This is a genomic window from Streptomyces sp. NPDC028635 (assembly GCF_040637635.1).
Lineage (GTDB): Bacteria > Actinomycetota > Actinomycetes > Streptomycetales > Streptomycetaceae > Streptomyces.
In genome coordinates this window covers 1-17,383 of sequence record NZ_JBEZWX010000035.1, presented here as the reverse complement: position 1 = coordinate 17,383, position 17,383 = coordinate 1, and the positions used below count along the sequence as shown (strand labels likewise).

Here is a 17,383-nt window from a genome sequence, read left to right as displayed (position 1 = left end):
TGTCCGTCAGGCCGGCACGTCCAGCCGTGGCTCCCCGCTCCCGGGCCGGGTGCCGGCACGCCTCTGAGATCACGCGCCCCTCAGTCACGCGTCCGCCAGCTCACGCGTCCGTCAGCTCACGCGCCCCTCAGGTCACCAGCCTGCGTTCCTTCGCCACCGCCACCGCGCCCGAGCGGGTGTCGACGCCGAGCTTGTCGTAGATGCGGCGCAGGTGCGTCTTGACCGTGGCCTCGCTGATGTGGAGGGCGCGGGCGATGTCGCGGTTGCCGAGGCCGCGCGAGAGGTGGGTGAGGATGTCCCGCTCGCGCGGGGTGAGCGCGGGGGCCGGGTTGCGCAGGTGGGCCATGACGCGGCCGGCGACGGGGGCGGACAGGGTGGTGCGGCCCTGTGCGGCGGAGTGGATCGCGGCGAACAGTTCCTCGGGGCGTTCGGCCTTGAGCAGGTAGCCGGTGGCGCCGGCCTCGATCGCGCGGGTGATGTCGGCGTCCGTGTCGTAGGTGGTGAGGACCAGGACATGGGGGGCGGCCGGCTCCGCGGTCAGGCGGCGGGTCGTCTCCACGCCGTCGATGCCCTCGCCGAGCTGGAGGTCCATCAGGACGACGTCCGGGCCCAGCTTGCGGGCCAGGGCGATCGCCTCCTCGCCGCCGCCGGCCTCGCCGATCACCTCGATGTCGGGGGCGCTGCCCAGCAGGGCGAGCAGCCCGGCGCGGACCACGGCGTGGTCGTCGCAGACCAGGACACGGACGGCGGTGCTCATACGGGCGGCTCCAGGGGGATCGCGGCCGACAGCACCGTGCCCTCGCCCGGCGCCGACTCGATGGTGAGGGTGCCGCCCAGCTGGCGCAGCCGGGCGCGGATCGCGGGCAGGCCGTGACCGCGGACGGAGCCGGCCGGCCGGTCGCCGGTCGTGGCGGCGTCGAAGCCCCGGCCGTCGTCGGCCACGTCCAGGACGATCTCGTCGTCCAGGCAGGTCAGGGTCAGGGTCGCGGTGCGGGCGCCGGCGTGTTCGCGGACGTTGGCGAGCGCGCCCTGGGCGATGCGCAGGAGCGCCGACTCGACCAGGGCGGGCAACGGGTGCGCCGGGGTGCCCTCCGTGTGCACGCGAACCGCCAGCTCCCCGTCACCCGCGCGTTCGGCGACCGCCCGCAGGGCCGTGACCAGTCCGCCGCCCTCCGCGAGGTCCGCCGGGGCCAGGTCGTGCACGAAACGGCGGGCCTCGGCGAGGTCGCGTTCGGCGACGGAGGCGGCCGTACGGACGTGGGTGCGGGCGGTGGCCGGGTCGGTGTCCCACAGCCGGTCGGCGGCCTGCAGGAGCATGCGCTGGCTGGACAGTCCCTGGGCGAGGGTGTCGTGGATCTCCCGGGCGAGCCGCTCGCGCTCGGCGAGGGTGCCCTCGCGGCGCTCGGTGGCGGCCAGTTCGCGGCGGGTGCGGATCAGGTCGTCGATCAGTGCGCGCTGCCGGCGCGCCTGGCGCTCCATGACGACGAACACGGCCGTGGCGACGGCGGCCACGGCCGGCGGTGCCAGCAGCACGTTCGGGTCGGCCCAGCCCGCGAGTTGCAGCTGGGCGGCGACGGCGAGCGCGGTGAGCCCGGTGACGAGGACGACCGCGGCGCGCGGGGGCAGGGTGCGCAGCCCGGTGTAGAAGAGGGGGACCGCGCACCAGGCGAAGCTCGGGGCGAGCGTCACCAGCACCGCCCAGGCGGCGACCACCGCCGTCAGCCAGGCCAGCCGGCGGGCGGTGAGGCGGGCGCCGAGCGCGGGCCCGAGGACGTAGAGCACCGCCAGGAACAGGGACAGGGCCAGCACCCAGGGGGTGCGGGGCTCGCCGGGGTGGCGCAGCAGGAAGCGGGCCAGCGAGGCGCCGAGCAGCACGAAGAACGCCGTGTGCATGATCACGGCGAGGGTGCGGGTGTCGGCGTCGCCGTCCCGTCCGGACGCGGCCGCCGCCGTCGTGTCCATGACCCGCTCGCACCTCCCGAGTACGCCGTTGAGCTGGGCAAACACCTTCATTGTCGCCCCGCTTCGGCGCGTCGGGGGTCAACCGATCGGCTGACTTCCGTCCGAGTCGTCCGTGACGTCTCCCCGGGTCCCGCCGGGCACGACCGTCACCCTCCCCCCCACCGGCCGCACCGCGCCCGCCCTGACGCCGTACCCGCCACGGCCGTCACACGAGATCGCCACCGGCGCGCTGCCCGACCGGACGCCGCGCCAGGCTCCGGCCGGAACGGCCGTCACCGCGCGATCTCGACCGGCCGCACCTCGCTGACCTGGTCGGTCTCCGACACCCGCACCGTCACCTTCATCGTCCAGGTGCCGGCCAGCGGGAGGGTGACGCGGTCGGCCGCCCAGTAGCCGCCCCGGTCGGTGACGCGGGCGTCGAGGGGGCCGATCCGCTGCGCGGGCAGGGTGAAGGACACCCGCAGTTCGGGTACGGCGGCCAGCCCGCCGTCGGGGCCGTAGACGACCGCCTGCACGGAGTTGTCGCCGACCCGGCCCGGCTCCAGCGTGATCTGCACCTTGCCCTGGCCGCCCGGGGTGCCGACGTCGAAGGGCACGTCGGTGACGGAGGCGCCGGGCAGCCCGGGCGCCGCGAGCGACTGCCGCTCGGCGGCCTCGGCGGCGGCACGCCCCGGCACCGTACCGGCGAGCACCGTCGAGACCAGCACGACCAGCACGCCCAGAACCGCCTCGGCGACCACGGCCCGGCGCAGTCGCCGTCGGCCGGTGACGGACGGAGCGGAGTCCTCCGGCACCGACGCCCCGCCCGCCTCGATCGCCACCCCGCCCGCCTCGCCCGGCGCCCCGCCCACCAAGGCCGGCACCCTCTCCGGGGCCACGGCCCCCGAGCGCAGCCGCCCGGCGAAGTGCCGCGCGCACGCCGCCCCCGCCAGGAGCAGGGCCACCACGACCAGTTTGACCAGCAGCAGCCGGCCGTACCCCGTACCGGTGAGCGCGTCGAGGGAACCGAGACCGCGCCAGGACTGGTAGACACCGGTCCCGACCAGCACGGCGACGCAGCCGAAGGCGAGCCGCGAGAACCGGTCCACGGCCGGTACCGGCACATCGGCGGTGCACAGCAGTGTCACCAGCCCGCCCAGCCACACCGACATCGCCAGCAGGTGCAGTACGGCCGAGACGACCGCGACGGGCACCTGGATCCCGGCGCCGGCGTGCTCGGCGAGGGCCCAGGTCAGCGCGAGGCCGACGGCGACCGCGGCGCCCACCGCACGCGCCGTACGCCCCCAGGCCCGCCTGCGCAGCAGCACCGCGGCCACCGCCAGCAGCGTCAGCCGGGCCAGCAGCGCGAGTCCCGGCCGGGTGGTCAGCGTGCGGGCGGCCCCGGCCGGATCGAGGGCCGTGGACAGTCCGGTGCCCGCCTCGTAGGGGGCGCGCAGGGCCAGCAGGACGACGGTGACGCCGGCCAGCGTCCACGCCCCCACCGCCGCCGGAGCGCGCGCGGCCCCCGGCGACACCGCCCGGAACACGCCCCCGCCGACGAGCAGGGCGACGGCCAGGTCGGCGACGTAGCGGGCGAGGTCGTACAGGCCGCCGGTGGCCGGGTCCTCGGTGGCCCCGGTGTCGAGGGGGGCCGGGGCGGGGGTGGGGGCGCCGACGGAGAACGTGAACGCGCCGGAGACGGGGTGGCTGTCGGCGGACACCACGCGCCAGGCCACGGTGTACGTGCCCCGGCCCAGCCCGCCCGGCAGGTCGACGCGCACGGTGTCGGCGTGTCCGGGGACATGGCGGGCCTCGCCGGTGCGCAGCCGGTGGTTGCGGGGGTCGAAGACGCGGAAGGAGCCGTCGAGCAGGGCCACGGACTCGGTGAAGGTGAGCGTGAGCTGTTCGGGGGCCGTCTTCAGGACGGACCCGTCACCGGGTGCGGTGTCCCGCAGGGCGGCATGCGCGGACGCGGCACCGGCACCACCGAACAGGCACAGCGTCAGCAGGACCCCGAGCAGCGCGGCCCGCCCGAACCACCGTCCGCCACCGACCACGCCGTCCGCTCCCCTCCTGCCGGCACCCCTTGTGAAGAGGTACGCACCCGGCGCCCGAAACGCTCACGCCCGCGCGGGAAAGGCGACCTCCCGCCGCAGGAAGGCCAGTTGAGCGTGTTTCTCGGGGAGGTGGACGTCCGGCAGGTCGATCTCGGGCAGGACGACGGCCGGTCCCTTCTCGAATCCCAGCCGCGCGAACCGGGCGATCGCCTTCCCGTTGCGCACGTCCGGGTCGACGACGACCCGCCGCCGGTCCAGCCCGAGCAGCACGTACGACGTGATCGCCGAGACCAGCCGCGCGGTCCAGCCGGGCCGGGCGCCCTCCGCACCGGCGGGCGCGAGCAGCAGGTGGACGCCGATGTCCCCGGCTTGGACGGGGTAGCAGTCACCGACCCGGTCGGCCTCGGGTTCGTAGGTCTGCAGCAGCGCGGTGCCGTGGCCGTCCTTGACGACGAGGAAGGCATGGTGGGTGTCCAGCGTGCCCATGTGACGGTAGACGTCGGCCACTTCGGCGACGGACAGCCCGGCCATCCCCCAGAACACGGCCCGCTCCTCGCTGACCCAGCGGTGGATCAGCGCGGCGTCGGCGGGCGGGTCGACGGGCAGGACGCGGACGGTGCCGAAGCCGTCGATCCGCTGCTCGTGCACGGCCTCGCGGTGGCGGAGGTCAGACATCGGTCTCCTTCGTGAGCTGGTCCCAGTCGGTGACGACGGGAACGAGATCTCCCCTGAGCCACAGGGGCAGTTGGTCGCGGTGGTGCGCGGCGCCCGGTGTGCCGTCGGCGCCGAACGGCACCACCCACAGGCTGTCCTCGCGCCGGGCCAGGTCCCAGACGTAACGGGCGGCGGGCCCGCGCGCGGCCCGGTCGGTGACCCCGGGCACGGCGGAGGTGCACAGCACGCAGTCGTGGTCGCCGGACAAGGCGGGTTCCTCCTGTGGCGCCGACGGCAGGGCACGCCAGGGTGCGAGGCGGTGGGTGTCGCCCCAGGTGCCGGCCGGCGGCCCGGCGGCGACCTCCTCCAGGGCGGCGCGCACCACGGCGGGGCGGTCGACGCCGTACAGCGTCTCGGCGCGCAGCAGGTGTTCCAGCGCGAAGCCGATGCGCGGGGTCAGGGCGAGCCAGGGCTGGAAGACTGCCGGGTAGGCGGGCGGGGACGTAAGGGCGGCGAAGGCCTCGTGCGCGGCCAGTCGCCGCACGACCGCGCCGCGCACCGCGGCGTACAGCGCCGCCTCCCGGCTGCCGGCGTCCATCCGCCGGTCCCATCCGAGCAACCGCTGCCGCAGGGCACCGGCCTCACCCCCGACCTCCTCGAGCGCGGCCACCTGGTCGAGCAGCGCCCCCGCGGAACCGAGGAAGACATCCGTGTGTACGGCGCCCATGTCCGCGGCGGACCACTTCCGCCGCCCGGCGAGCAGCTCGCGGATGCGGTCGGCACGGTGGGCGGGCGCGAACTCGGTCCCCAACTCGTCCGCCACATCACGCGCGTTGGCCATGACGGCGACACCGTCGTCGAGCCCCGCCCGGGGCATGGGGTGCCAGCCGGTCCACTCGTGCCCGGGCTCCCACGCCGGTACCAGGCCGGCGCGGTTGGCCGGGTTCCGCAGCGGCACGCGTCCGGCGACCCGGTGCAGCACGCCGCCCTCGGTGTCGGCGGCGTGGACGACGTTGACGGGCTCGGCCCAGGCGTCCAGGGCCCGGTCGACGTCGGTGACCCGGCGGGCACGCAGCAGCGGCAGGAGGGCGCTGAAGCCGAGATCGCCGGTGACCCGGGGCGGGTGGCGCAGGCTCACCGCCCCCGGTGTGCCGTCGTCGAGCCCCTCCGGCCCGCCGGCGACGACGGGCCCGCGCGCGGTCTCGACGACCTCGACCTCGACCGTGCCCTCCCCGGCCACGCGGACGAGTTCGGTGTGCCGGAGAGCCCGGTGCCAGCGGCCGTCGGGCCCCAGGGACTCGATCCCGGCACCGGTACGGCGCAGCCGCTCCCGGTACAGGTCCTGGTAGTCGGCCATGGCGTTGGTGATGGCCCAGGCGACGGTGCCGGTGTGCCCGAAGTGGGCGATGCCGGGCACCCCCGGCACGGCGAGGCCCACGACGTCGAACTCGTCGCACGCCAGCCGGATCTGCTGGTAGACGCCCGGATCCTCGATGAACCGGTGCGGATCACCGGCGATGATCGCGTGCCCGCTCACGGTGCGCTCCCCGCTCACCAGCCAGCCGTTGCTGCCGGCGGTGGCGGGCCCGTCCGCGGCGAACAGCCCGACGGCCTCGGGTCCGAGCCGCCGCACCGCCTCCTCCCACCACAACTTGGCGGGGAACCCGGCGAACAGAACATGGATGGACAGCCAGACGGCCAGCGGGGTCCAGGGCTCCCACCGCCCGGGCGTGAGGCCGGCGCGCCGGAACTCCTCACCGGGCCGCAGTCCGTCGTTCACGCCGTCGACGTAGGCACGCACCCACTCCGCGGCCTCGGGATCGCGTTCCTCCAGGGCGGCGAAGCAGCGGCGGGCGGTGTCGGCGAGCCGGGCGCGGCGGGCGAACCGGTCCCAGTCCAGCGCGCCGGGGCCGAGGAAGGCGGCGGACGTGCCCTGCGCCCGGTGCCGCTCCACCTCCAGCTGCCAGGCGCGGTCGCGGGCGGTGACCAGACCCTGGGCGCGGGCGAGGTCGCGGACGCCGGGGGCGCGCAGGTGCGGGATGCCCCAGGCGTCCCTGTGTATGGCGGTCGTCACCCTGTGACCCCTTCTTACTTTAGGTTAGGCTCACCTAACTAAACAGCTGCGGGGATCGTACGTGAACGGTGAAGGAGCGCCATGGGGCAGGGTCACGGGTGGCAGGGCACGGTCCTGAAGCTGCTGCGAGCGCGGGACTTCACGTTCACAGTGACGGGGGCGGAGGACGTCACCGCCACCTACCGACGGGTGCACCTCACCGACGGCGGCATGCTCGCGGCGACGGGGGTGCATCCGACGATGTGGGTCCGGCTGTGGTTCGAGCACGCCGGCAAGCCGCACCAGCGGGCGTACACCCTGGTCGACCCCGACCCGGAGGCCGGCACCTTCCGTCTGGAGTTCGCCCTGCACGAGGGCGTCGCGAGCGACTGGGCGCGGTCGGCCGCGCCGGGCGCCACGGTGGAGGCCACGGTCCACGGCACGGGCTTCGAACGCCCGGCCCCGGAGCCGTCCCGCCTGATAGCCATCGGCGACCCGGCCTCACTGCCGGCGATCAACTCCCTCCTGGCCGCCTTCCCCACGACACCGACGACGCTCTTCTTCGAGGGCTCCCTGACGAACCTCCCCCTCGCCTCCCGCCCCGACGTCCACGAGATCCCTCGCGGGGCGCTGTTGGACCGGCTGCGGACCGACCTCCCACCCCTCCTGGACCCCGACACCTACATCTGGATCGCCTGCGACACGACGACGACCCGCGCCCTCTCGGCCTACGTCCGCAAGGAACTGTCCTTCCCGAAACACCGGGTACACGCCTTGGGCTACTGGCAGGCGAAGTAACCACGCCGCCGCTGACAGGCACCGCGGGACGGTGACCGCACCGCGCGCCACGCGTCGCTGCACCCGCGTACGGCGGGAAGGGGCCGGGGTGGGGGGTGTCCGCCCGCAGCGGCCGGCACCGGCACAGGGCGACGTATCAAGCGACGGCCGGCCGGACCGAGGACGGACACCCCCCACCCCGGCCCCGACCCACAACGCACCGCAGGCGAGACCGCAACCGACCACGCACCCGCACGGGCCGCCGCAGGCAAAAAAGGGGCGCGGGGAACGGCGCGACCAGCCACAACGAACCCGCACAGGCGCCGCAGGCAACGGCGACCAGCCCCCACGCACCCGCAGACGACAACACACAACGCAACCCGCAGAGCGACAACGCCCCGCCGCGCACACCCACCCCCCACGCGACATCATCAAAGACATGGACGTCACCCTGCACCTCGCCCAGGACGCCACCGCCGACGCGCTCCTCGGCCGCTCCCCCCTCGCCGCCCTGATCGGAATGCTGCTGGACCAGCAGATCCCGATGGAGTGGGCGTTCAAGGGCCCCCGCACCATCGCCGACCGCCTCGGCGCCGACGACCTCGACGCCCACGACATCGCCGCCACCGACCCGGAGGCCTTCGCCGCCGTGCTCTCCGAGAAACCGGCCGTGCACCGCTACCCGGGCTCCATGGCCAAGCGCATCCAGCAGCTGTGCCAGTACCTCGTCGATCACTACGACGGCAACGCCGAACTCGTCTGGAAGGGCGTCGACGACGGTCGCGAGCTGCTGCGCCGCCTCGAGGAACTCCCCGGTTTCGGCAAGCAGAAGGCACAGATCTTCCTCGCCCTCCTCGGCAAGCAGCTCGGCGTGCGCCCCACCGGCTGGCAGGAGGCCGCCGGCAGCTACGGCGAACCGAAGTCCTTCCGCTCCGTCGCCGACATCACCGGCCCGGAGTCGCTGGCGAAGGTCCGCGCCCACAAGCAGGAGATGAAGGCCGCGGCGAAGGCGAAGAAGCAGGCGTCAACCGGTTGACCCACCTCCGCTGGCGGCGGTCACCGCCACGGCGTCAGCTTGGACCATGGCCGAGCCCCCCACCGGCGCCCCCCGGAGCCACGACGACGACACGGCGACCCACCGGCACTCCGCGCACTCCGCGCACTCCGCACACGCCGCGGGCGCCTCCACCTCCACGCCCGCCCACGCCCAGGCCCCCACCCAGGCCCGCGAGCCGGAACCCCCGTTCGAGGGCCCCCTGCACGCCCTCTCCCGCGCCACCTGGCAGGTCGTGCTGCTCACCGGTGTCGCCTCGCTGATCCTCGGCATCCTGGTCCTCGTCTGGCCGGGCCCCTCGCTGCTCGCCGCCGGCGTCCTCTTCGGCGTCTACCTGCTGATCAGCGGCGTCTTCCAGCTCGTCGCCGCGTTCGGCACCCACCGCACGACGTCCCTGCGGGTCCTGGCTTTCATCAGCGGCGCGCTGTCCGTCCTGCTGGGCCTGGTCTGCTTCCGCGCCCCCCTGCGGTCGATCCTGCTGCTCGCCCTGTGGATCGGCATCGGCTGGCTGATCCGCGGCATCACCCAGACCCTCGCCGCCGCCTCCGACCGCGCCGTGCCCGCCCGCGGCTGGCAGATCTTCCTCGGTGTCGTCACCTTCCTCGGCGGCGTCGTGCTGATCGACTCGCCCTTCCGGTCGGTCGCCGTCCTCACCGTCGTGGGCGGCGTCTGGCTCGTCGCGGTGGGCATCACCGAGATCGTCACCGCCCTGCGCATCCGCGGCCGCGTGCGCGACGTCCCCCGCACGCTGTGACGGGACGTAGTCCGAGCGGGCGTTTCTCCCGCCCGGAGGCACACCACCGGCCCGCCCCCGGGGAGACGTCCTGACATGAGCCGCATGCCACGGGCCCTCTCCCGCAGCCGCACCTGGCTGCGGGCGCTCGTGCTGCTGCTCGCCCTGCTCGTCCCCGGCGAGGCGTACGCCGCCACGGCCCCGCCCGTGACCACCGCCGCGGCGAGCGCCGAGCACGACGTCACCGACACCGCCGTACGCCTGCCCGCCCACCGCGCGCACCGCACGGCCGTACCGTCGCGTCCCGCGCCGCTGCCGGACGTCCCGGCCGCCGGCCGGCCCCGCGCCCTCCGGGAAGCCCGGCCGGGGACGCCGTGCACCGCCCTGTCCGTGCTGCGTTCCGTGGTGCTGCGCTGCTGACCGGACCGGCCTTCGCCCCCGGTCCGTACGTCAGACAGACACCACCACCACAAGGAGCACAGCCATGCCCACGGACCCCTACGCGGTCCTGCGCGCCCTGCTGCGCGCCGAGGCCGCGCGCAGCGCCGCGCCGGAACAAGGCGAACGGCCACCGCGGTCCCGGGAACCGCAACGGCCCCCGGCCGCGCCTCCCGAGCAGCGCGACCGCTGACACCCCCGGCGGGGGCGGGCGGGACTACCGCCTCCGCCGGGCCGTACCGAAGAGGGACCGCGTGATCTCGCGGCCGAGCTGCGTCCCGACGGACCGCGCCAGCGACTTGAACATCCCGCTGCCCACGACCTGCTCGATCACCGAGGGCTCCGCCCGCGACTGCGCAGGCGACTCCGCCCGCCGCCCGGCACGCCCCTCGGCGTCCCGCTCCGCACGCCCCTCCGTGCGCCCTTCAGTACGCCCCTGCGCACGCCCCTCGGGCGACGCGCTCGCCGTCTCCCGCGGAGCGGTCAGCTTCTCGTACGCCGACTCGCGGTCCACAGCCTGTGCATAACGCCCGTAGAGCGGCGAGGACGTCACCGCTCGCTCCAGGGCGGCCGTCTCGTACGGCGCCATCAGGGACTCCGGCGCACGCAGCCGGGTCGCCGCGACCGGCGTGGGCGCGCCCTTCTCGCTCAGCACGGTCACCACGGCCTCCCCGGTGCCGAGCCCGGTGAGCAGCTCCTCCAGGTCGTAGCCGGAGTCGGGGAAGGTCCGCACGGTCGCCTTCAGCGCCTTGTCGTCCTCCGGTGTGAACGCCCGCAGCGCGTGCTGGATGCGGTTGCCGAGCTGGGCCAGGACGTCGGACGGCACGTCCTTCGGGGTCTGCGTGACGAAGAAGACGCCGACCCCTTTCGAGCGAATCAGCCGGACGGTCTGCGTGATCGACTCCAGGAACGCCTTCGAGGCGTCGTGGAACAGCAGATGCGCCTCGTCGAAGAAGAACACCAGCTTCGGCTTGTCGGCGTCACCGATCTCCGGCAGGTCGTGGAAGAGGTCGGCGAGCAGCCACATCAGGAAGGTGGAGAACAGCTGCGGCTTGTCCTGTACGGCGGGCAGCTCCAGGACGGAGACGACGCCCCGCCCGTCGTCCGCCGTACGCAGCAGCTCGCTCGTGTCGAACTCCGGCTCGCCGAAGAAGTCCGCCATGCCCTGCGCCTCGAAGGCGGTCAGGGACCGCAGGATCACCCCGGCGGTGGCGGTGGACAGCCCGCCGATGTTCTTCAGCTCCGCCTTGCCCTCGTCGGAGGTCAGGAAGGCGACGACCGCGCGCAGGTCCTTGAGGTCGATCAGCTCCAGGCCCTTGGTGTCGGCGTAGTGGAAGATCAGGCCGAGGGACTGCTCCTGGGTCTGGTTGAGCCGCAGCACCTTCGACAGCAGCACCGGGCCGAAGCTGGTGACCGTGGCCCGGACGGGGATGCCGTGGCCCTGGCCGCCGAGGGCGTAGAACTCCGCGGGGAAGCCGGTCGGCGTCCACTCCTGGCGGACCTCGGCGGCGCGGGAGCGCACCTTGTCGCCCGCGAGGCCGGGCGCGGCGATGCCGGACAGGTCGCCCTTGACGTCGGCGAGGAAGACGGGCACGCCCTGCGCGGACAGCTGCTCCGCGATGAGCTGGAGCGTCTTGGTCTTGCCGGTGCCGGTGGCGCCGGCGACCAGGCCGTGCCGGTTGAGCACGGGCAGCGGGATGCGCACCGGCGCCTCGGGCAGGCAGTTCCCGTCCCACAGCAGGGCGCCGAGGTCGAGCGCGGGGCCATTGAAGGCGTACCCGGCGGCGATCCCGGCGGCCTCGGCGGGCAGCGGGGAGGGGGTGTCACCGGAAGGAGCGTGCGCGGAAGGGGCGTTCGCGCCTGCCGCGTGGGTCTCGTCGCTGGTGCTCATCGCCCGACCCCTCGTTTCCGTTTCGCCCTGCTATGCAACATCTTTTCCAGCGTCGCACTCCGCCTTCATGGCTGCGCCCGGAACGCCGGGACCGGTAGGCTTTCCGTGTGATCTTCAAGCGCATCGGAAACGGCCGGCCGTACCCCGACCACGGCCGGGAAAGCACCCGGCAGTGGGCGGACGTCGCGCCGCGCCCGGTCCGCCTCGATCAGCTGGTGACCACCAAGCAGCAGCTCGACCTGGAGACCCTGCTCGCCGAGGACTCGACGTTCTACGGCGACCTCTTCGCGCACGTCGTGAAGTGGCAGGGCGACCTGTACCTGGAGGACGGCCTGCACCGCGCGGTCCGCGCCGCTCTCCAGCAGCGCCAGGTGCTGCACGCGCGCGTCCTCGAACTGGACTGACGAGCGTCCCGGAACCGGACCGACGAGCGTCCCGGGACCGGACCGACGAGCGTCCGGGAGCGGTACCGAGCCGACGGAAGGACTCCGTCCGGTTACGGTTTGGCCCTTTCGGGTTCTCCTGGGCGGATCGAATGATCATCTAGTAGGAATCGTCGCCCGGGCGCACTACGCTGCGCCCATGAGCATGCTGACTCCCCCCGGCATGGGCGGTAAGTACCGGATCACGGGAGACAAGTACCCGCGCATGCGCCCTCCCCGGCGCCGCGGCAGGCTCGTGCTCCTCACCGCCGCCTGCGCCGTCGTGCTCGGGCTGATCGGCTGGGGCACGCTGCAGCTCATCGACGTCTTCACCGGCGGCGGCAAGAAGACCGCGGCGGCCGGCGGCAAGGCGGCCTGCGTGGCCAAGGCGAGCGCGTCGCCCGGCACCACCGCCGCGCTGCCCGCGCCGGCTCAGATCACCGTCAACGTGTTCAACGCGACGCCCCGCAGCGGCCTGGCCAAGCAGACCGCCGACGAGCTGAAGAAGCGCGGCTTCCGCATCGGCGAGGTCGGCAACGCGACCAAGCAGTACGACAAGAAGGTCCCCGGCACCGCGGTGCTGCTCGGCCCCGCGTCGTCCCTGAACAGCTCGCTGCCGGTGCTGGCCACGCAGCTGGCCGGTGCCGAGCGCCGCACCGACGCCGCCCGCAAGGGCCCGGCCGTCGACCTCATCCTCGGCAACACCTTCAAGTCCCTGGACGCCGAGCCGGCTGCGGGACAGGCCCTGACGAAGCTGAGGACGCCGGCGGCGACCGGAACGAAGAAGGGCTGCTGAACGCGCCGCCGGACGGCGTCGCACAGCAGCCCTCTCGGCTCCGCGGCGGCGGCCGTCATTCCACCACCGCGTACGCTCCGCGGCGGCCGTCGCTCAGCCGCCGCGCACACTCCGCGCCGGTGTTACTCCGCCGACCCGTACAGCCGGTCGCCCGCGTCGCCGAGGCCCGGAATGATGTAGCCGTGTTCGTTGAGGTGGTCGTCGACCGCGGCCGTGACCACCGTGACCGGCGTGCCGGCCAGCTCGCGCTCCATGATCTCGACGCCCTCGGGGGCGGCCAGCAGCACGACGGCCGTGACGTCGTCCGCGCCGCGCTTGATCAGCTCGCGGATCGCGGCGACGAGGGTGCCGCCCGTGGCCAGCATCGGGTCCAGGACGTACACCTGGCGGCCGGAGAGGTCCTCCGGCATGCGCGTGGCGTAGGTCGAGGCCTGCAGCGTCTCCTCGTTGCGGATCATGCCGAGGAAGCCCACCTCGGCGGTCGGCAGCAGCCGGACCATGCCGTCCAGCATGCCGAGGCCGGCCCGCAGGATCGGCACCACCAGCGGACGCGGCCGGGCCAGCTTCACACCGGTGGTCCGGGCCACGGGGGTCTGGATGTCGACCGCCTCGGTGCGCACGTCCCGGGTCGCCTCGTAGGCGAGCAGGGTGACCAGCTCGTCGGCGAGCCGGCGGAAGGTCGCGGAGTCGGTGCGCTGGTCGCGCAGCGTGGTGAGCTTGTGGGCGACCAGGGGGTGGTCGACGACGTGGAGACGCATGTCCCCAACAGTAACCGGGCGCACCGGCCCCGGCGTCCGCACGCTGCGTGAGCCTTTGCGGATCGTTTTCTTCCGCCTGCTGGCATCGGACCGGCCGCCGGGGGGAAGGTGGTGGGGACGGACCGGGGGTGGTGATCTCATGGCTGACCTGTCTGAACCCGACGTACCCGACCGCGCGTCCAGAAACGAACCGGAGCCCCCGCAGCGGGACTCGCCCGAGAGCGACACGGAGCGGCGGCGCCGCCGCGCCCAGTTCCTGCGGGACCTGGCCGAGGCACGGGAGCTGCGCGACCGGGTGCAGCCCCGCCGGGCCAAGGCGGCCCGGCTGCGCCACGCGATGCGCATGCGCACGTTCCGCTGGTGAGCCGCGCGGGCGGGGCGGGCCTGCCGCCGGAGGCCCGTACGCACGCGTGCCGCGCCGCACACCGGCCTGCCGCCGGAAGCCCGTACGCACGCGTGCCGCGCCGCACGACGCGCCGTACCGGTGTCCCGTGCGGGCCTGCCACGCGCCGCACCGGTGACTGGCCCGGGCGCACGGCGTGTTGCGGCGGGGAGTGCTGCCGTACGTGCCGCGGATGCGGGCCGCACGCGGGAAGATCCGCGGGCCGTGCGCGCGTTGCCGGGGTGGACGTGCGGAGGAGATGTGAAAAGCCGCGTACGATCCGCAGGTGGTGGCAACGAGTGCGCTGGTGAGTCCGGACGGACGTGCCGCGGACCCGCGTGCAAAACTGCCGGACACAGGGAGCCGAAGACGTCCCCTGAACGCCTTGTTTCTGCCACGATTCCGAGTGGGTGGGGCTCGGAGCCCGAGCTTCTCCCCGTCCGTAACCTCCGCCGGGGGGACCCCCAACCGGCACGCCTAAGACCAGTGGGAGAGTCACGGTGTACTTCACCGCACTGCTCGCGCGCACCGAAGACGGGTGGGAAGCGAGCGACACAGAGCTCGACGATGTGGAGACCCTGTCGGATCTGGCCGACCTGGCCCGGGAAGCCTCTCCCGACGAGGACACGGTGCTCGTCCTGATCGAGCAGGAGGAGGCGTGGTTCGGCGTCGTCCGCGTGGACGGCGAGGAGGACCCGCGGGTCTTCGTCTCGAACGCCGCCGTCGCCGCCCGCAGCTCCTACGGCGAGCTGCTGCTCACCGACGAGTTGCTGGGCCGGGAGCCGGGTGAGGACGACACCGACCTGGACTCCCTGGACCTGGACGGCACCGAGGACGGTGAGCCCGAGGACGCCGTCGCCGACGGCGAGGAGGGCGGCACCGACGCAGGCGCCGTGCCCAACGGTCCGGTGGGCGACGCGGGGCTGCTGACCGACCTGGGCATCAGCGGCAAGGAGCTGCTGGCCCTGGACGGCGACGCGCTGTCGGAGATCGCCGACGCCCTCGGCGCCTCGGAGATGCTGGAGGCCGTTCGCTGACCGCCCCGCACGACACCACACCGGCCCCGGACCCGGTGCGCGACCGCTGGCGGGCCGCGATGCGGCTCGCCCTGGACGAGGCGGAGCGGGCCGCCGGGGCCGGTGACGTGCCCGTCGGCGCGCTCGTGCTCGCGCCCGACGGCACGAGCGTGCTCGGCGCGGGGCACAACGAGCGCGAGGTCACCGGCGACCCCACCGGGCACGCCGAGATCCTCGCGATCCGGCGGGCGGCGGAGCGGCTCGGCGAGTGGCGGCTGACCGGCTGCACGCTCGTGGTGACGCTGGAGCCGTGCACGATGTGCGCGGGCGCGATCGTCCAGTCCCGGGTGGACCGGGTGGTCTACGGCGCCCGGGACGACAAGGCGGGCGCGGCCGGCTCCCTGTGGGACGTGATCCGGGACCGGCGGCTCAACCACCGGCCCGAGGTCATCGAGGGCGTACTGGCGGACGACTGCGCGCGGCAGCTCACGGAGTTCTTCCGCGCGCGCTGAAGAGCGGGGGCCGCATACCGATTTCTGAGCACGGGCCCGAGTGCTGTAAGGTCTCCCTCGGTAGCGTGTCCGAGCGGCCGAAGGAGCTCGCCTCGAAAGCGAGTGTGGCGCAAGTCACCGAGGGTTCAAATCCCTCCGCTACCGCTGACAACACCCCCTGACCGTGGGATCACGGACAGGGGGTGTTCTGCTTGCCCCGGTACGCGGCCGGGCGCCGCACGTCCTCGACGGCGGCCACGCTCCCGCCCCCTTCGGCCCTTGCACGGGCCTGAAGTTACACTCACCGCCGGCAACAGGGGACCCTCGAAGCACGTCCGTGACAGGGAGGCCGCAGTGGCGGTGAACGCGAAGAAGATCGCCGTCTATGCGCTCGTGGTCTTCGCGCTGTACGTGATCATCACGGACCCGGCCAAGGCCGCGGACTACGTCCAGATAGGGTTCGAGGGCATATCGGACGCCGCCAAGGCCATCGGTGACTTCATGACGTGGGTCGCCCATGGAGGCAAGGGCTGACACCCGGGAGTACCCATGATCCGCCACCTGGTTCTCTTCAAGCTCAACGAGGGCGTCGAGCGCGACGACCCCCGGGTCGTGAAGGGCGTCGAGGCCTTCCAGGCGCTCGAGGGCAAGATCCCCGAGATCCGCTTCTGGGAGCTCGGCTGGAACCTCAGCGACCGCCCGATCGCCTACGACTTCGCGATCAACTCCGGCTTCGAGGACGCCGAGGCGCTGCGCCGCTACGTCGAGCACCCCGAGCACCAGACGGGCGTGGCCCTGTGGCACGAGTTCGCCACGTGGGTGATCGCCGACTACGCGTACTGAGCCGTCCGGCCGCACGCCGACAACCCCGCACCCCTCACGGGTGTGGGGTTTTTGTCGTTTTATGTCCCGCCTCTTACCCCAACACGTAGATATACGGTGCTTGCACACAGTGGACATGTCTTGTGATGCTATGACCGCTTTTGACGGATGAGTTGACCGATCGGTTGACGGATGAGCGACGGATGAAGAGGTGGAGTTGACCGTGCCGGCCAGTACTGCGCCTCAAGCACCGCCCCAGGAGGCCGCCCCGCGGCGCAGCCGGGGCGCCGACACCCGGGCACTCACCCAGGTGCTCTTCGCGCAGCTGAAGGAGCTCACGCCGGGCACGCCGGAGCACAACCGGGTGCGGGGGGCGCTGATCGAGGCCAACCTCCCGCTCGTGCGCTACGCCGCCGCCCGTTTCCGCTCCCGCAACGAACCGATGGAGGACGTCGTCCAGGTCGGCACCATCGGGCTGATCAACGCCATCGACCGTTTCGACCCCGACCGGGGTGTGCAGTTCCCGACCTTCGCGATGCCCACGGTCGTCGGCGAGATCAAGCGGTACTTCCGTGACAACGTCCGCACCGTCCACGTACCGCGCCGGCTGCACGAGCTGTGGGTGCAGGTCAACAGCGCGACCGAGGACCTGACCACCGCGTTCGGGCGCACCCCCTCCACCGCCGAGATCGCCGAACGGCTGCGGATCAGCGAGGACGAGGTGCTGTCCTGCATCGAGGCCGGGCGGTCGTACCACGCCACCTCGCTGGAGGCCGCGCAGGAGGGCGACGGGCTGCCGGGGCTGCTCGACCGGCTCGGCTACGAGGACCCGGCGCTGGACGGCGTCGAGCACCGCGATCTCGTACGGCATCTGCTGGTGCAGCTCCCGGAGCGGGAGCAGCGGATCCTGCTGCTGCGGTACTACAGCAACCTCACCCAGTCGCAGATCAGCGCGGAGCTCGGCGTCTCCCAGATGCATGTCTCACGGTTGCTCGCGCGCAGCTTTCAGCGGTTGCGGTCGGCCAACCGGATCGAGGCGTAGCCGCTCCGCGGGGGGCGGGGGGCGGGGGGCGGGGGTGGGGGCGTGGGGGCTCCGCC

The 17,383-nt window shown here is 73.6% G+C and carries 20 protein-coding genes and 1 tRNA gene; 14 read left to right on the top strand and 7 right to left on the bottom strand.

Translation table 11 applies throughout. The features are described from left to right. Positions 1-127: 127 nt before the first annotated feature. From AB0E88_RS28380 to AB0E88_RS28360, 5 genes are all read right to left on the bottom strand, one after another. The gene (locus AB0E88_RS28380; protein ID WP_361636227.1) at positions 128-757 is read right to left on the bottom strand and encodes a response regulator transcription factor; all 630 of its coding nucleotides are present in this window, start codon (positions 755-757) and stop codon (positions 128-130) included. Beyond that, entirely contained in the window at positions 754-1,962 is a 1,209-nt protein-coding gene (locus AB0E88_RS28375; RefSeq protein ID WP_361636224.1) for a sensor histidine kinase, read from the bottom strand. The genes AB0E88_RS28380 and AB0E88_RS28375 overlap by 4 nt, the downstream gene beginning before the upstream one ends. Positions 1,963-2,234: 272 nt before the next feature. Then, positions 2,235-3,998, bottom strand: coding sequence for a copper resistance protein CopC (locus tag AB0E88_RS28370; protein WP_361636221.1), 1,764 nt, complete (start codon positions 3,996-3,998; stop codon positions 2,235-2,237). A 63-nt stretch (positions 3,999-4,061) separates the two neighbouring features. Further along, positions 4,062-4,673, bottom strand: coding sequence for a GNAT family N-acetyltransferase (locus tag AB0E88_RS28365; protein ID WP_361636218.1), 612 nt, complete (start codon positions 4,671-4,673; stop codon positions 4,062-4,064). Beyond that, complete coding sequence (locus AB0E88_RS28360; protein WP_361636215.1) at positions 4,666-6,726, bottom strand: penicillin acylase family protein; 2,061 nt, start codon at positions 6,724-6,726, stop codon at positions 4,666-4,668. The genes AB0E88_RS28365 and AB0E88_RS28360 overlap by 8 nt, the downstream gene beginning before the upstream one ends. Before the next feature lie 81 nt (positions 6,727-6,807). Here AB0E88_RS28360 and AB0E88_RS28355 point away from each other — a divergent pair, with 81 nt between their 5' ends. The 5 genes from AB0E88_RS28355 (at position 6,808) to AB0E88_RS28335 (ending at position 9,900) form a co-directional block, all read left to right on the top strand. Continuing rightward, positions 6,808-7,503 (top strand): siderophore-interacting protein, encoded by a 696-nt coding sequence (locus AB0E88_RS28355; protein ID WP_361636212.1) that lies wholly within the window; start codon positions 6,808-6,810, stop codon positions 7,501-7,503. A 418-nt stretch (positions 7,504-7,921) separates the two neighbouring features. Beyond that, positions 7,922-8,518: an HhH-GPD-type base excision DNA repair protein gene (locus tag AB0E88_RS28350; protein WP_361636210.1), complete on the top strand. Its 597-nt coding sequence runs from the start codon at positions 7,922-7,924 to the stop codon at positions 8,516-8,518. Between the two features lie 46 nt (positions 8,519-8,564). After that, positions 8,565-9,290 carry an HdeD family acid-resistance protein gene (locus AB0E88_RS28345; protein WP_361636208.1) on the top strand — a complete coding sequence of 242 codons (726 nt, stop codon included), beginning with the start codon at positions 8,565-8,567 and terminating at the stop codon, positions 9,288-9,290. A 75-nt stretch (positions 9,291-9,365) separates the two neighbouring features. After that, complete coding sequence (locus AB0E88_RS28340; protein ID WP_361636205.1) at positions 9,366-9,689, top strand: hypothetical protein; 324 nt, start codon at positions 9,366-9,368, stop codon at positions 9,687-9,689. Positions 9,690-9,753: 64 nt separating this feature from the next. Beyond that, a complete protein-coding gene (locus tag AB0E88_RS28335) occupies positions 9,754-9,900 on the top strand; it encodes a hypothetical protein (RefSeq protein WP_361636203.1) in 147 nt (48 codons plus the stop codon). 24 nt (positions 9,901-9,924) lie between these two features. On the opposite strand, the gene AB0E88_RS28330 is transcribed toward AB0E88_RS28335, so the two are convergent. Further along, positions 9,925-11,598, bottom strand: a complete 1,674-nt coding sequence (locus tag AB0E88_RS28330) for a helicase HerA-like domain-containing protein (protein ID WP_361636200.1) — start codon at positions 11,596-11,598, stop codon at positions 9,925-9,927. Between the two features lie 107 nt (positions 11,599-11,705). On the opposite strand from AB0E88_RS28330, the gene AB0E88_RS28325 reads away from it, so the two are divergent. Both AB0E88_RS28325 and AB0E88_RS28320 read left to right on the top strand, forming a co-directional pair. Continuing rightward, positions 11,706-12,002: a type II toxin-antitoxin system VapB family antitoxin gene (locus AB0E88_RS28325; protein WP_004943146.1), complete on the top strand. Its 297-nt coding sequence runs from the start codon at positions 11,706-11,708 to the stop codon at positions 12,000-12,002. Between the two features lie 178 nt (positions 12,003-12,180). Beyond that, positions 12,181-12,816: a LytR C-terminal domain-containing protein gene (locus AB0E88_RS28320; RefSeq protein ID WP_361636196.1), complete on the top strand. Its 636-nt coding sequence runs from the start codon at positions 12,181-12,183 to the stop codon at positions 12,814-12,816. A 122-nt stretch (positions 12,817-12,938) separates the two neighbouring features. On the opposite strand, the gene upp is transcribed toward AB0E88_RS28320, so the two are convergent. After that, the gene (gene upp, locus AB0E88_RS28315) at positions 12,939-13,574 is read right to left on the bottom strand and encodes a uracil phosphoribosyltransferase (RefSeq protein WP_361636194.1); all 636 of its coding nucleotides are present in this window, start codon (positions 13,572-13,574) and stop codon (positions 12,939-12,941) included. 139 nt (positions 13,575-13,713) lie between these two features. Between upp and AB0E88_RS28310 the strand changes: the two genes are divergently transcribed. From AB0E88_RS28310 to AB0E88_RS28280, 7 genes are all read left to right on the top strand, one after another. Further along, the gene (locus tag AB0E88_RS28310; RefSeq protein WP_361636192.1) at positions 13,714-13,938 is read left to right on the top strand and encodes a hypothetical protein; all 225 of its coding nucleotides are present in this window, start codon (positions 13,714-13,716) and stop codon (positions 13,936-13,938) included. A gap of 518 nt (positions 13,939-14,456) precedes the next feature. Beyond that, positions 14,457-14,993: a hypothetical protein gene (locus tag AB0E88_RS28305; RefSeq protein WP_361636189.1), complete on the top strand. Its 537-nt coding sequence runs from the start codon at positions 14,457-14,459 to the stop codon at positions 14,991-14,993. 59 nt (positions 14,994-15,052) lie between these two features. Next, positions 15,053-15,484 carry a tRNA adenosine(34) deaminase TadA gene (gene tadA / locus AB0E88_RS28300; RefSeq protein ID WP_361636325.1) on the top strand — a complete coding sequence of 144 codons (432 nt, stop codon included), beginning with the start codon at positions 15,053-15,055 and terminating at the stop codon, positions 15,482-15,484. A 59-nt stretch (positions 15,485-15,543) separates the two neighbouring features. After that, a tRNA-Ser gene (locus AB0E88_RS28295) sits at positions 15,544-15,628 on the top strand. A gap of 189 nt (positions 15,629-15,817) precedes the next feature. Further along, positions 15,818-15,997 carry a hypothetical protein gene (locus AB0E88_RS28290; protein ID WP_361636187.1) on the top strand — a complete coding sequence of 60 codons (180 nt, stop codon included), beginning with the start codon at positions 15,818-15,820 and terminating at the stop codon, positions 15,995-15,997. A gap of 15 nt (positions 15,998-16,012) precedes the next feature. After that, positions 16,013-16,306 carry a Dabb family protein gene (locus AB0E88_RS28285; RefSeq protein WP_361636184.1) on the top strand — a complete coding sequence of 98 codons (294 nt, stop codon included), beginning with the start codon at positions 16,013-16,015 and terminating at the stop codon, positions 16,304-16,306. Positions 16,307-16,508: 202 nt separating this feature from the next. Continuing rightward, a complete protein-coding gene (locus tag AB0E88_RS28280; RefSeq protein ID WP_361636181.1) occupies positions 16,509-17,327 on the top strand; it encodes an RNA polymerase sigma factor SigF in 819 nt (272 codons plus the stop codon). Positions 17,328-17,383 lie beyond the last annotated feature (56 nt).